Origin of the sequence: Paenibacillus marchantiophytorum (genome assembly GCF_014640555.1) — a bacterium.
GTDB lineage: Bacteria > Bacillota > Bacilli > Paenibacillales > NBRC-103111 > Paenibacillus_E > Paenibacillus_E marchantiophytorum.
Map to the genome: position 1 here is coordinate 50641 of NZ_BMHE01000026.1, position 14554 is coordinate 65194.

The window sequence follows — 14554 nt, forward strand, 5'->3', positions numbered from 1 at the left end:
ATTGCTATATGGTTTGCTTCCCGATTGTAGAACTTCTGGGGCTTTCCATAAAGTATAAGACATGAGGGACAAATAGCTGCACATAAAATTACTTAGGAAGAGTTGGGGCAGATCGGGAAGTACGAGGAGGAATAAAATGACAAATCTGAACCATTCTCCACATCAATTGTCGGAAAGGGTTCTCAAAGAGTCCTATCGTCAGGCTAAAGTATTGATGGTCGGCTCAGGGCCATTTCTGATCTCGGTCATTTCTGCACTGCTAGTATCCGGAATGCCCAAGTTTCACGTGCTAGTCTCTGGCTCAGGGCCGACTGATCGGCAACGAATGCTAGAACTGGCTGCACATGCCCGTAATACAGATCCCGAGGTGACAATAGAAGAAGTTACCCTGCTGAAGGAAGGGGTTAGTAGTTGGCGGGAGGCTGTTAGGCCATTTGCTTCCATTTTGTATGTGTCACAGGAGGGGGATATCGAGGAATTGCGGGTTCTTCACGCGGTTTGCAGGGAGGAGCGAAAGTTGTTTCTTCCCGCAATATGTCTGCAGCAGGTGGGTCTAGCGGGTCCGCTAGTGCATCCGGACTTAGAGGGATGCTGGGAGTCAGCGTATCGCAGCATTCACGAATCTGCGATTTATAAAGACCCTGAGCTGCACACCTTCTCTTCCACAGCGGGAGCGATGTTAGCGAATGTGATTGTGTTTGAATTGTTCAAAAAAATTACGGGAGCGAACGATGCGGAACAAAAGAATCAATTCTTCCTGCTTAATCTGGAGACATTGGAAGGGAAATGGCATTCGTTCATGCCCCATCCGCTTGTGACCGGATGTACCGCAGCTGAATGGATTCACGATGTCGATCTGCTTTGCGAACGGGTATCAAGCACAAGCGAAAACGGATTGCTTCCTTACTTCAGCCGGTTGACATCGACTGAATCAGGGATATTCCACATTTGGGAGGAGGGAGACTTAAAGCAACTGCCGCTCTCTCAGTGTCGCGTTCAGGCAGTCGATCCGCTATCAGAAGGTCCGGCGGGGCTTCTGCCAGACATTGTTTGTACAGATTTGACGCATGAGGGAGCGAGGCGGGAAGCAGGGCTGGTAGGGATTGAAGCGTATGTGTCGCGAATGGCCAGTCTGCTCGTTTCGACGCTTCCATCCGATCAGGAATCAGAGGGCAATAGGATAGACCCGCAGGAATTTATGGGCGTTGGAGCGGGGGGAACGGTTGCGGAAGGCATTGGCCGAGGATTGCAATGTAGCTTGGCCGAGTTACTGGGCAAGCGACTGGCATGTCAGTTGCCTACTGTCATTCGAGTACAGTTGTCTGCAATAGAAGATAAACACTGCCAGTTTTATTTGCAGGCTCTGACGACGATGAAGGGAGCACCCATGTTTGGTTTAGGGGAGGAAGTAGCCGGATTCCCTGTGATGTGGGTCGGTACAAGTGATCGTTGGTATGGCGGTGTAGGCTTGAATGTGACCCTGGCATTGCGGAATGCTCTACAGCAGGCTTTGTTGGAGGCACAAAACCGACCAGCTTGCCTCACATCGAAAGGGTTGGAGGTATCGTCCGTGCATCTAGCTGAACAGCTGCCGCTAATCGTTGAGATCCCTTCTTGTGAAGTGACGTTAAAATCGGATGTTCTGCAGTCCGCTTTGCAGGTCTTGGAACGGAACCGTATGAGGCTCTTGGTCTTGGATCTGGCAGTAGTACCATTTCTGAAAGTGGAAATGGCAGGAGTGTTTGGCGTGTTGCTGCGAGAGGGGGAATCCCGGTGAGATCAAGCGCTATGCATAAAAAAGTCACCCTAAGATTAAGGGTGACTTTTTCTTCTCGTTGTTCTTTGTGTTAGATTAAGGAATTACCAAACAAATGCGGATGTGATGATGACCAAAAGAATAAAAAGAACCAAAATAGCTGCTGAACTGTTACCATAACCTGCACAACTTCCACCATAACCTACTGCTCCCATGTTTACTCATCCCCTTCTGGTGATTTGTTACTACGGTATAAAATATGCTCGTTAAATAGTAATTGATTGGACGTATGTACCCTATTGAGCCTTGGAATATTAGAATGCAGGAACTACTGAAACTCCATACTTGTCTTGGATAAACTTCTTGACATCGGAAGAGGTCAAAGCAGCACCCAGTTTCTTGATTTCGTCACGGTTTTCGTCGCCTTTGCGAACCGTAATTACGTTGGCGTAAGGAGAGTTTGCATCTTCTCTGAATAAGGCTGTTTTGGGATCGATTTTAGCCTCAATAATTATGTTTGTATTGATAACCGCGCCATCAAGATCTTGTAGGGATCTAGCTAAAGTAGGGGGTTCAGCTTCCACAAATTTCAGGTTCTTTGGGTTGCTGATGATGTCCTTAGGTGTTGCTTGGTAGGTAGTGAGACCTTCTTTCAACTTGATTAATCCTTGCTGTTGAAGGAGTACAAGCGCTCTATATTCGTTGGAGGGGTTGTTTGGAATACCAATTTTCGCGCCATCCTTAATCTCATCCTTTGATTTGAGCTTGGTGGAGTAGAAGCCGATAGGCTCAACGTGAACTTTAATTGGATTCACAAAGTCGAAGGCTTTTTCAGTTTTGACTGAATCGAAGTAAGGCACATGTTGGAAGTAGTTTGCGTCGATTTGCTTATCTTTGAGCAACTGATTCAAAAGACCTTCATCCGTGACTTTAACAACAAGATTAATTCCTTGTTCCTTCAGCTTCGGTTTAACGAAATTAAGAATTTCCGAATGTGGGATTTCGGCGGATCCGATGGTTAAAGTGACTTCCTTTTTGGGTGCTTCTGTTGGAGCGCTGCTTGGTGCTGCCGCAGTTGCCGCTGGTGAGGATGCTTTAGGGCTGCTTGATGCTACCGTACTGCTAGTAGCACCACACCCAGCAAGGATAACACTAAAAGCTGCGAATAATGAAACGATAGAAAATAATCCCTTTGTAACCATGGATAACTCACTCCTATTTCTTATATGTATATTTGGTCATGCAATGAAACCGATAGGAACAACAATGCTTTTAATTTTAATCAAGCTTGAAGCGTTTTTTATTTATTGACCTAGAGATGTAGTCTCCAGTCCACTGAAAAATTTGTACGAGAAGAATAATGATTATGACAGTTGCGATGAGCACGTCTTCACGAAATCTCTGATATCCGAATCGGATGGCCAAACTGCCCAGTCCTCCAGCACCGATAGCTCCAGCAATGGCAGTAAACTCGGTGATGGCGATGATGGCAATCGTTACTCCGCGTACAAGCGCTGGCAGGGATTCCGGAATAAGTACTCGAAAAATAATCGTAAACGGGGAAGCTCCAACGGCTTTGGCCGCTTCTATTTTCCCAATGCTAACTTCCTTCAGCGATGTTTCTATAATCCTGCCTAAGAAAGGTGCGATACCGATCGAAAGCGACACAATAGCTGCGGTAGGACCCAAGGTGGTTCCGACAATCATACGAGATAAAGGCAGCAGCAAGACGATTAGGATGATAGAAGGAATAGAGCGAATACAGTTAATGACCATATTAATGACTCTATGCAGCCCTGTAGCTTCAAGAATACCGCCTTTCTCCGTTACCACTAGAGTGACGCCGAGTGCAGAACCCATAATTAATGCGAAAATGGAAGACCATAATAGCATATAGAGTGTTTCTAAAAGAGCAGGCCAGAGTAATTCGATTAATTCTTGAATCATAGGCTGACTCTCACCCTTTCTTCGAGATGATGCTTATTGCGATAGAAATCTAAGATTTTCACGAATTTCTTGGCCGTATCGCTTGCTGGATTCAGGAAAAATTGGTCCACGGAGCCTTGTTCAACGATTGTGCCTTTTTCGATGACCGCAAAGTTTTTGCATATGTGCTGCAGGACATCGAGTTCATGGGTAATCAGCACAATCGTCAAATTAAGCTTACGGTTGATGTCTTTTAGCAGTTCTAGAATGGAGTAGGTCGTTTGCGGATCAAGCGCTGATGTGGCTTCGTCACTGAGCAGGACGTCTGGCTCATTCGCGAGAGCTCTGGCGATGCCAACTCGCTGCTTTTGACCTCCGCTCAACTGGGATGGATGGACATTTTCTTTATCACTTAGTTCTACAAGTTCCAGTATTTCTCTAACACGCTGGTAAATGTACGATTTGGGATGGCCTGCAACCTTCAAAGGGAAGGCCACATTTTCAAATACAGTCTTGGAATCAAGGAGGTTAAACTGTTGGAAAATCATACCGATTTTCAGCCTAGCTAAGCGCAGGTCTTTGTCTGACAGATCTGTAATGACCTTGCCTTCAATCTCAATGCTCCCGGAATCAGGTTCCTCCAACCGGTTTAGACATCGGATTAGTGTTGATTTGCCTGCACCGCTAAACCCGATAATGCCAAAGATATCGCCTTTTTCAATCTCAAGGTTGACGTTCTCTAAGGCAGTGAACACAGATTGGCGTGTTCGGTATGTTTTATTGAGATTTTTGATGACGATCATAATAATCCCTCACTTTTAATACCAAGTAATCCTAGTTTATTAGTATAATTTAAATGACAACCTAAATTCTGTCAAGAAAATTTCTTTTGCTACTTGTTCGGGCTTATCATCCTGGGATTGACGATTATTAGAGAGGGTGGTAAATTAAAACATATTATGTTTATTAATTTACTCGGAATTTAAGGAGGAGATCTCATGTCTCGTAAAAGACAAATAAAGCTGTCCGCCTATTTAGTAGGAACCGGTATGCACGTAGCATCTTGGAGACATCCTGATGCTCAGGCGGATTCCAGCATTGATATTGATTATTACAAACATTTGGCTCAAATTGCGGAGAAAGGGAAGTTTGATATTGCCTTTATTGCAGATAGCTTGGCTATCAATGAGGAGTCGCATCCGAATATTTTGACCCGCTTTGAGCCCATCACCTTAATTACAGCTTTAGCAGGGGCGACTTCAAAGATCGGAGTTGTCGCAACAGCCTCCACTTCTTATGTGGAGCCTTTTAATCTGGCGCGACAATTCCTGTCCGTTGATCATATCAGCAAAGGCAGAGCTGGTTGGAACATTGTAACGACAAGAGATTTGTCCGGGAATACAGCACTTAACTTCAATGGCCGTGAGCATTTGGAGCATGGCTTTCGATATAAGCGGGCAGAAGAGTTTATTGACGTGATTAAAGGCTTATGGGATTCCTGGGAGGATGACGCTTTCATCCGCGACAAAGAAAGCGGGCAGTTTTACGACCGCAGCAAGCTTCACAAGCTGGACCATGTAGGGGAGTTTTTCTCGGTGCAGGGGCCGTTAAATATTCATCGCTCTAGACAAGGCCATCCTGTGCTAGTGCAAGCTGGATCTTCAGAGGCTGGGCAACTGTTTGCCGCGAGGAGCGCGGAAGTCATTTTTTCACATAAAAATAGTCTCGAGGACTCTCAGGAATTTTACCGTTCTTTCAAAAATAAGGTCGTCTCATTCGGCCGCTCCCCCGATGAAGTGCATATTCTTCAGGGTATTTCACCGATTATTGGGGAAACTGAAGAGATCGCACAGCAGAAGCTTGCCTACTTAGAATCATTGATAACCGACGAAACGGGCTTGAAGTTCCTGACCGATTATTTTGGAGGATTGGATTTGAGTGAGCATACGCTAGAAACCAGAACGCTTGATATTGGATTTGGCGAGCTGACGGGTGTTCGATTCGAATATGAAAAGTTTCGTCCTTTCGTGATCAAAGAAAACCCCACACTTAGAGAACTGTATTCTTTGATAACCGGGTCTTATACCGTCAACGACTTTGTAGGAACGCCTGAACAAATAGCCGATAATTTAGAAAAATGGTTTGTTCAAAGAGCTGTAGACGGCTTTATGCTGATGTCTCCGCTTTTACCGAACAATTTAGAAGATTTCGTGAATCTGGTCGTCCCTCTTTTGCAGGAGAGAGGTTTATTCCGGACCGATTATGAAGGTGACACGCTTCGCGATCATCTGAATTTGCCAGTGCCTCCGAATCGGTATAGCTTACAAAAACAAAGGCAGCCGATCTGATTGGATCGGTTGCCTTTTTTACTCAAGCAGCAACTAGGGAGTAGCCGACAATCATCAACAGTAGCACCGTGATGTGATTTAGCGAGAAAATGAACATTGAACGGGCCCACTGGTCCTCCTGCTTCCGACGATAACCGTTGATGCTCAGAATCAACCAGCCCAAACTCAAGAGCGCATTCGCTATGGCAATGTACGGATTAAATGACCAGAACAAAAAGCTGCACAGGAACAGTACAACCAGATACGCGTTCATCTGCACGTAAGTTCTACGAATACCCTTGACAACTGGGAGCATCGGAATGTTGGCCGCCCGGTACTCCTCCATACGCCGAATTCCAATTGCGTAAAAATGCGGCATCTGCCAAATCAGCATTAACAGGAACAATGCAATCGCATGGGGATGCAAAATATCAGGAGAGATCGCGGCCCAACCGATCAACGGAGGCATGGCACCCGACAAGCTTCCAACCTCTGTATTATAGATTGTTCTGCGCTTTGTCCACATGGTATAAGGAATGACATAGAGAAACAGCCCCAAGAAGCCTACAAAAGCGGATAGCGGAGAAGCTATATACAGTGCCACAAGACCGCCGATCGCGATCCAGATCCCAATGATTAGCCCGCTCCCGATGTCTACGATACCGGAAACAGTCGGCCTATTTTTCGTCCGTTCCATAATGCGATCGATATCGCGATCATATAAGTTATTAAAGATACCGGCCGCTCCGATCACCAAGGAAGATCCGATGAGTGCCAACGTAATGTTGCCGATCTTATCGAGGAGAGGTATACCATGAACGAACAATGCCATGCTAAGGCCTGCGATCATGGCGATAAGGTTCGACTTAATAATGCCAATTTTTATCGTTTCGAAAAGTACCTTCGTGATTGAGGTCGGAATTCGTTCGATACTAGCCATATTGCTTTGGATTTGCATGACGCTAACACACCCTTACAAGTAAATTAACTTCTATAGGTTAAGGTTACCATATAGGTGTTGTTAATATGCTGATCCTCAACAAATCAACATGATTCTGTCAAAAATCTTTGTCGCTTTCGTGAAAAAAACCAGTTTCGGAATGCTTTTATTATATAATATTGCTAATGAACCAATGAGTGGGAGGGCAGGCCATGAACAAAGAAGATCAGGTCTTAATGGGTTTCAGGGACTTATATAACAAATTAGTTTGGCTTAATAAGGACAAGATGGAAGAAAGTCTTAAAGGTTACAAGCCTTCTGAAGTACATTGCATCGAATACATCGAAAGAAATGTAGATTCCAACGTTACGAAACTTGCGGAATCCTTTTATATGACTCGCGGTGCCATAAGTAAATTAACTCAGAAGCTCATACAAAAAGGTCTTATCGAAAGCTACCAGAAATCGGATAACAAGAAAGAAATCTATTTTAGGCTTACTGAGCAAGGGAAAGTCATTTATAAAATCCATGAGGACCTGCACAAAGAGTTTCAAGAACGGGATAAAGTCGTATTTGAGCAGGTAACCGCGGCACAATTTGACAGTATGCTTAGCTTTGTGGAAAAGTATAATAGGCATTTGGAAGCAGAAATAAAGAAAAAGGGTATAGAGATGAAGTCGGAATAAATTAGAATAATGAATAAGAAACCACAGGCAGCCAAACTCTATTGAGGACAGGCTGCCTTTTTATTGTTGATATTTTGTTGACAAGGAAACAAAATTATAATACGATTATTTTGTTTCCGAGGAATCAAAGACACAACTTTTGAGGAGAGATTTTAAATGTCCATCTTTAGATCACATAATGAAAAGAACACAGAACAAACCGTAGATAAACACGCTTTACTATTCGGCCTTATTTCTGTATTTCTTTGCGGAATAGGCTTCAGTATTATAGCACCTGTCGTCCCATTCTTAGTGCAGCCTTATACAAGCAATCCGGGAGAGCAAGCGATAGTTGTTACGCTGCTGACCTCTGTTTATGCATTTTGCGTGTTTTTTGCAGCCCCCGTACTTGGAGCTTTGAGCGACAGATATGGCCGCCGCCCATTGCTCTTAGTATGCCTTCTGGGTTCCGCAATCGGATATTTCGTTTTTGGCATAGGAGGAGCTCTATGGATACTATTTGTTGGGCGCATCATAGAGGGTATAACAGGTGGCAGCATAGGCACTATATTCGCCTATTTTGCAGACATCATTCCTCCGCAGCAGAGAACCAAATACTTTGGATGGGTAAGCGCGGTTGTAGGTGTTGGTACTGTCATTGGCCCAACGCTAGGCGGATTACTTGCCAAGTTTGGTTATTCGGTGCCCATGTATTTTGGAGCAATAATAACTTTAGTGAATGTTGTTTATGGATACTTTTTTATGCCTGAGAGCCTTGCCAAGACGAATAGACTGAAAGAGATTACCTTTGTAAGACTGAATCCATTTGCACAGCTTGCAAATCTACTTTCCATGAAAAACTTAAATAGGCTGCTTGTCTCAGCGTTCTTGCTCTGGATACCCAACGGATCTTTACAGGCTGTTTTTTCACAATTTACAATGGATACTTTCAGTTGGAAGCCTGCACTCATCGGACTTATGTTTTCCATTATGGGCGTCCAAGACATCATTTCACAAGGTTTCATCATGCCAAAGCTTTTGAGAAAACTTAGTGATAAACAGATAGCCATTCTTGGAATGGTTTCGGAGATTATCGGCTACAGTCTTATTGCAGCTTCTTCATTGTTCTCATTCTATCCACTTTTAATCGCTGGAATGTTTATATTTGGTTTTGGTGATTCGATCTTTGGGCCTTCATTCAATGGAATGCTCTCCAAGTCTGTCGATTCTAGTGAACAGGGAAGGATTCAAGGAGGCAGCCAATCTATTCAGGCATTAGCAAGAATGATTGGGCCTCTCATTGGAGGTCAAATCTATGTATCACTTGGTCATGCTGCGCCCGCTTTTATGGGTATGATTCTTATAGCAGCGGCAATACCAGTTTTGTATAAGAGACCGCATGTAAATATGTAGAAGTCGGACTGAGCCAAGATAAACTATTTATAAAGATAAACAAATAAACTAATGCCCTCTTTTTTGATATGGTAGTTCTTAAATGGCGTTTCTTCTAAAAGTGATTCAAAATCTTTTTTTGTGTAAGCACCTTGCTTTAGAAAAGTTTTAAATGCAAATTTCACAAAATGCTTGTCAAATCCTTTCATTCCTGTCTGTCTAATCTCATTGTTTATGTCTTCAGAGGTTGCTTCATGATTCATGTCGATAATTAGGGATGTTCCACCTTCTTTCAGCACTCGATACATTTCACACAGCGCCTTTGACGGATCCTTAAAGTTCTTGAATGCAGCACTGCAAACAATAAAATCAAAAAAGTTATCTTCGGATGGTAGATTAGATGCGTTACCTTCCTTAAAATCAACGGAAACATTTGCTTCATTTGCATTATTTTTTTCTATTTTCACAAAGTCTGCGCTTATCTCCACTCCTGTAACATTAAACCCTTTCTTGGCGAGTTCAATCGACAAATAACCCGGCCCGGGTGCAACTTCCAAAATATTAGCCCTTTTGCTCACTAAAGTTGCAATTTCATTCGCATAATCTTGCATTTGAGTCATTCGGCTTTTGCGAGAATTTTTATCATACCACTTTGCAGTTAAGCCATAAATACCGACATCCTTGTTTTTTCGTTTGTTTTTCATCGTATACCTATATCTCCTTTATAATGAAATCGATTCCTTCTGTATCTTATCGATTTCATTATATGGGATGGATTAGCGCGCCTGAACCATCCGGCGGATGAAATGCAGCTCCGTCTTCAGACGGAGTCGTCTTAATAGCGTAACTAGAGTAACAAAAAGAATTGGAACAACATGAGCATTTTAGATTAGAAAAAATATTTAGAGGTCCCTATAGAAGGCAGCGGACAGATGGTCTGCTGCTTTTTCTCAACTACAAAGAAGAGTAATGGGATATAAAGGAATTTGATTGGAGAGTTAGAAGTATATTAACAATAAATTCTAAGATTGGAGAAGTATAATGAGCTATGTAGAAGAGTTAAGAAAAATTGTAGGCACTATTCCACTAATTCTTGTTGGCTCGGTAGTTATTATTACTGATGAAGAAAATAAAATTTTATTGCAAAAACGAATGCATCATCCTGTAGGGCGTTATGGGTTACCTGGCGGGTTAATGGAATTGGGGGAGTCTACAATAGAAACTGCTCAAAGAGAAGTGTATGAAGAGACAGGACTTACAGTTAGAAATCTTAAATTAATTGATGTTTTCTCTGGCAAAGAAAATTTTATTAAAGCTCCCAATGGTGATGAATTTTATGTTGTTGTTACTGCTTATTGGACTAAGGAGTATAGTGGTACTTTAGAAGTTAATGATGAGGAATCAATGAGTTTAGAGTTCTTTAATATCGATGATCTGCCTGAGAACATAGCAAAGAGTCACAGAGAAATGATAAATAAGTACAGAAATTTGTTAACGAGCAGATAAGTCTTGATGAAACTGAAATTTTCTCCAGTTACTTCTATCTAAACCCAAGGGCTGCCGACAGCAATATATCGGCAGCCTTCACTCCGTTAGGAACATGCTTCATGCAATGATTCGAACAATAGAGAAGGTAATCCAATTGAGCAATTTGGTTATTTCGTGAGCTTTATTCGAAAAAACAGGCGAATTGAAGTACTTGATCCTTACTACTAAATGAGGTATATTATTTTTACATTGACATTACAGAAGGTCTAAAAAAAGGAGGCGCCATGTCACCACGTACCAAAGAACAGAATGATGCGATCCGGGAGATGCGGATGGACCAAATTATGCAAGCGGCTGCGGAAGTATATTTGGAGAAGGGCATTCAATTGGAAATACGCGATGTTGCAGTCAAGGCAGAGCTCGGCTACGGAACCGTGTATCATTACTACAAAAATAAGCACATGTTGTTGGAAGATTTACTGTGGGATGCCCTGAATCGAACAGAGTCGGCAGTGATGCCCGCTTTGACGGGGGACAGCGACAGTTTGTTTAAAGCGGAGTCATACTCCAGGTTGCTTCTGCGGGAGTGTATCAAGGATCCTTCTGTATTTATTTTGTTAAAAACGGTTGCAGATAATTTCCATCACTTCCCGGGAAACAGGTTCATTAAGCTATTTGCCGATTTTCAGGAACGGATCTATTTGCCGTTTGTGGAAACGATTCGTGAAGGAATCGGTTCCAAATCACCGGAGAAAACAGCTAATCTGATATTTGGCTCGCTTGTTGGCTGCGCAGCATTGAACATCCACCACAATATGCGCAGCGAGATGGATGTGGAAGGGTTCGTCGACATGATTTTTTTAGGCATACAGTCAAAGGAGAGATGAATGGCATGGTCATCCTGAAGTCGAGAGCAGAAATTGAAGAAATGAGAAAAGCCGGCGGAATTGTCGCTGCTTTTCATCAAGCAATCGCAAGTATGATCCAGCCGGGTGTCACGACGCTCGATATTGAGTCCTTCGCGGTGCGGTTCCTGAAGGAGAATGGCGCCAAGGCTTATACGATAGGCTACAACGGCTATCCGTTCGCGACATGTGCGTCTGTCAACGACGTCATTGCACATGGTTTTCCGAACCGGAAGCCGCTCAAGGAAGGTGATATCGTCACAATTGACATCGTCGCGGAAGCGGATGGCTGGATCGGCGATTCAGCTTGGTGTTATGCGGTCGGCGAGGTGTCGGAAGAAGCCCGTAATCTGATGCAGGTAACGAAGGAATCCTTATATCTGGGTATTGAAAAAGCAGTCGTCGGAAACCGGATCGGCGATGTGATGCATGCGGTTCAAACCCATGCCGAGCGAAACGGATTCTCGGTGGTGCTCGATCTTCTCGGTCATGGCGTAGGAAGGGAGATGCACGAGGAACCTAATTATACCCACGTCGGGAATCCGGGCAAAGGGTTCCGCTTGAAGGAAGGGATGGTTTTAACGATCGAGCCGATGCTAAATGCCGGAAAAGCGTTAATGACAATTGACGCCGACGGATGGACCGCCAGAACCGCTGACGGCTCGCTTTCCGCACAGTACGAGCATACAATTGCCATTACTGCTGATGGCCCGATTATTTTGACCGCACAATAGAGGAGATATAATAGATGTCTCAAAATATTAATGTACCGAATTTCATGAAGAGAGCAACACGAAGTGTAGATACTCGTGTTGCTCTTTGTTCTAAGATGCTGACTTCTTAACGACTGGGACTAAGCTCTTAATAAGGAGATGTCTATTTTGCTATTTATTATTCAAAGCTTAATTGGTTTCTTATTATTGTTTGTAATAGAATTCACAATTTTCGGGAAATTAACCACTTTTATTATAGTAATTTCCTATCTAGTGATGTCAGGAGTTTTTATTGTTAAAGACTTCCGAACTTACGAAAACAATAAGACTAATTTCTATAACTATCTTGTATGGTATGTAGTTGTAATGATAACGGTTGTGTTACAACTGACAATAGGTGATAAAATAAAACTCCCTTAGTTTTTCTGAGATATAAATAGATTTATTACTTGATTCCTTTGCACGGGAAAGGACGATTAACTTCCAGCTGAGTCAGCCGCTAACTGGCAATAAACAACTGTTAACCGACTGGCTAGGGATAGGATTGCTGACTCCGCTGGCTGCAATTTACTGCGTGGTTTTAGGCATAGCTATACTTAGAAAAGGATTGAGTCAATACGAAGGAGCGGGCAACTGAAGCCCGCTCTTTGTTTACCTTATAACATTAGCTCAATCCAATTCTGCGCGAGTGAACAGATCTTGAATAAGTACCTTATCCTCACAGGCAAATTTGAACGCCCTTGCGAACTGTTCTACAGCGGCTCCATTACTCGAGTAGGCACAGAACATATCTGCTTCCGGGTCAAAATGAATCGTGTCCGCGAGCCCTGGCATCCGCTCATTCAAGAACACCGCCGCCAGTGAAGCCCAATCGTAACCGTTGCCTTCGAACCCCTCGTCCGCCCGGGTGTCGAATAGTTCGGCCAAATAGCTACCGACCGTCAGAATGACTGATTTGCCGCCATTTTTCTGTTCCACGAGGATAAAGGGGGCGATATCCTTCGTTTCTCTTGCAGCTGCCGATGCCTGTGCAGCTTCCGCTTCTGCTGAAAGCTTTGCTATCACCGCACTTCGTGCCTCGTCCGTGAAACGGACAACGCCATTCTCCTGAACGATTAGGCCTCCCGCGATCCGCCCATCCAGCCAATCGCTGATGAAGCCGGGAGCATATCCTCCTTGGCCGAACTCGCCGCCGAAAGCGATCATTTGATCATAGGTATCCAGATACTGTTGACGGCTGGTAGTCGGGTAAGCGTTGGTGTATAGCCAGAACTGCACATCGTACATGAGATGAGACCGCTCATCCGCATGAAATGAGAAATGATCCTTCTCCTGGACGATCCGGGTACAAACGCTGCGTATTTTGGACTCCAGCCCATCCACCTCAGAGGCCTGACCGCAGAGTTCCGTGAGCAGTGGAGAGAATTGTCCTTCAGCCACTTTGCGCAGATCGTTTTCTTTATCTTCTTCAGAAGTGTCGTAATCCTCATCATTCACCAGACCGCGGATGAAAGTCTCGAAGTTCGGTGCCAAGTATGTTATCTCGTAATCATCTTCTTGATCGACATGGATGACTGCAGGTTCGCCGTCCTTCCCACAGTGACGGTAATCCAGCATCACGACATCGTGCCCTGCCGAAGGGCAGTCACAGATGACCACGCCGATATCCGGATAACCCCACTCTTCAATCATGAACGGACTGCCGAGATCACCGCAGATCGAGTAGCTTTTGTCGCGGCCGATCCCCATAATTCCCGTGATTGCAATATGATCCTCAGCCCATGAGGTAGCTTCATCTGTCGGGAAGGAAGTATGATGGGGAACGCCACCGTTCTGATGCTTCATCAGAGCAATATAGGCTGCCGGCAGCTTATAGCCGAGTTCTTCTTCTACAGAAGAAATCAGCTCATCCGTAGGCGGATCAGAGACATATTGTTCTCTGGCATACTTACTGTCTTCCCAGAAACTGTCGAGATCCATACCTTCAAAAGGGACTGCTCCTGGGTCTTTCTGTTGTTGGCTGAGCCTGCGCAGGGATTCAGCCTTTTGTTGTTTTTGCCATTTGCTATGGCTCCAGTCCAGCAATCTGGCTGAATGCTGATCGCCAGGATCCAGCTCTAGCGCGGTGCTTAGCACACCTGCTGCTTCCTCATACCGCTTCATATAATAATAGGAATATCCTACGCGAAAATACCACAATGGATCATTTTTTCCTTGCTCTGCAATAAAAGCAAACTGTTCCAGTGCTTTCTCATACAAACTCAGATTGTTATAAGCCCGACCCATACTGCTGATCATGTCGTAATCCCTGTCCGCTGGAGGTATCTTCATCAGAGTGTCTACGATCTGCTGATGTTCATCATCCTCGTGCCACCGCATGATCTGTGCGCTTAGTTCTTGTTCCATCGTTGCCGTCTGCCTCCCAAGTGAAAATATGATTTT

General features: G+C 44.1%; 14 protein-coding genes. 7 read left to right on the plus strand and 7 right to left on the minus strand.

Going from position 1 to position 14554, the window contains the following annotated elements; genetic code table 11:
- Positions 1-136: 136 nt before the first annotated feature.
- Positions 137-1777, plus strand: coding sequence for a bacteriocin maturation protein (locus tag IEY34_RS21940; RefSeq protein ID WP_229757780.1), 1641 nt, complete (start codon positions 137-139; stop codon positions 1775-1777).
- Between the two features lie 83 nt (positions 1778-1860).
- On the opposite strand, the gene IEY34_RS21945 is transcribed toward IEY34_RS21940, so the two are convergent.
- The 4 genes from IEY34_RS21945 to IEY34_RS21960 form a co-directional block, all read right to left on the minus strand.
- Positions 1861-1971, minus strand: a complete 111-nt coding sequence (locus tag IEY34_RS21945; protein ID WP_189015129.1) for a YjcZ family sporulation protein — start codon at positions 1969-1971, stop codon at positions 1861-1863.
- Positions 1972-2070: 99 nt separating this feature from the next.
- Positions 2071-2958, minus strand: a complete 888-nt coding sequence (locus IEY34_RS21950; RefSeq protein ID WP_189015131.1) for a MetQ/NlpA family ABC transporter substrate-binding protein — start codon at positions 2956-2958, stop codon at positions 2071-2073.
- A gap of 76 nt (positions 2959-3034) precedes the next feature.
- Entirely contained in the window at positions 3035-3703 is a 669-nt protein-coding gene (locus tag IEY34_RS21955) for a methionine ABC transporter permease (protein WP_189015133.1), read from the minus strand.
- Entirely contained in the window at positions 3700-4485 is a 786-nt protein-coding gene (locus IEY34_RS21960; RefSeq protein WP_189015135.1) for a methionine ABC transporter ATP-binding protein, read from the minus strand. Before IEY34_RS21960 ends, IEY34_RS21955 begins: the two co-directional genes overlap by 4 nt.
- A gap of 195 nt (positions 4486-4680) precedes the next feature.
- On the opposite strand from IEY34_RS21960, the gene IEY34_RS21965 reads away from it, so the two are divergent.
- Positions 4681-6030 carry an LLM class flavin-dependent oxidoreductase gene (locus tag IEY34_RS21965; RefSeq protein WP_189015137.1) on the plus strand — a complete coding sequence of 450 codons (1350 nt, stop codon included), beginning with the start codon at positions 4681-4683 and terminating at the stop codon, positions 6028-6030.
- 22 nt (positions 6031-6052) lie between these two features.
- Here IEY34_RS21965 and cyoE read toward each other — a convergent pair whose 3' ends face one another.
- A complete protein-coding gene (gene cyoE, locus IEY34_RS21970; RefSeq protein WP_189015139.1) occupies positions 6053-6967 on the minus strand; it encodes a heme o synthase in 915 nt (304 codons plus the stop codon).
- A gap of 194 nt (positions 6968-7161) precedes the next feature.
- Between cyoE and IEY34_RS21975 the strand changes: the two genes are divergently transcribed.
- Both IEY34_RS21975 and IEY34_RS21980 read left to right on the plus strand, forming a co-directional pair.
- Complete coding sequence (locus IEY34_RS21975; RefSeq protein ID WP_189015141.1) at positions 7162-7635, plus strand: MarR family transcriptional regulator; 474 nt, start codon at positions 7162-7164, stop codon at positions 7633-7635.
- Between the two features lie 156 nt (positions 7636-7791).
- Positions 7792-9027, plus strand: coding sequence for an MFS transporter (locus IEY34_RS21980; RefSeq protein ID WP_189015143.1), 1236 nt, complete (start codon positions 7792-7794; stop codon positions 9025-9027).
- Between the two features lie 23 nt (positions 9028-9050).
- On the opposite strand, the gene IEY34_RS21985 is transcribed toward IEY34_RS21980, so the two are convergent.
- Entirely contained in the window at positions 9051-9710 is a 660-nt protein-coding gene (locus tag IEY34_RS21985; protein ID WP_189015145.1) for a class I SAM-dependent methyltransferase, read from the minus strand.
- A gap of 337 nt (positions 9711-10047) precedes the next feature.
- Here IEY34_RS21985 and IEY34_RS21990 point away from each other — a divergent pair, with 337 nt between their 5' ends.
- From IEY34_RS21990 to map, 3 genes are all read left to right on the plus strand, one after another.
- Entirely contained in the window at positions 10048-10512 is a 465-nt protein-coding gene (locus tag IEY34_RS21990; protein WP_189015147.1) for an NUDIX hydrolase, read from the plus strand.
- Positions 10513-10778: 266 nt separating this feature from the next.
- Positions 10779-11381: a TetR/AcrR family transcriptional regulator gene (locus tag IEY34_RS21995; protein WP_189015149.1), complete on the plus strand. Its 603-nt coding sequence runs from the start codon at positions 10779-10781 to the stop codon at positions 11379-11381.
- Between the two features lie 5 nt (positions 11382-11386).
- Positions 11387-12133 (plus strand): type I methionyl aminopeptidase, encoded by a 747-nt coding sequence (gene map / locus IEY34_RS22000; protein WP_189015151.1) that lies wholly within the window; start codon positions 11387-11389, stop codon positions 12131-12133.
- Between the two features lie 648 nt (positions 12134-12781).
- Here the strand turns inward: map and IEY34_RS22005 are convergent.
- Complete coding sequence (locus IEY34_RS22005) at positions 12782-14518, minus strand: Imm51 family immunity protein (protein WP_189015153.1); 1737 nt, start codon at positions 14516-14518, stop codon at positions 12782-12784.
- Positions 14519-14554 lie beyond the last annotated feature (36 nt).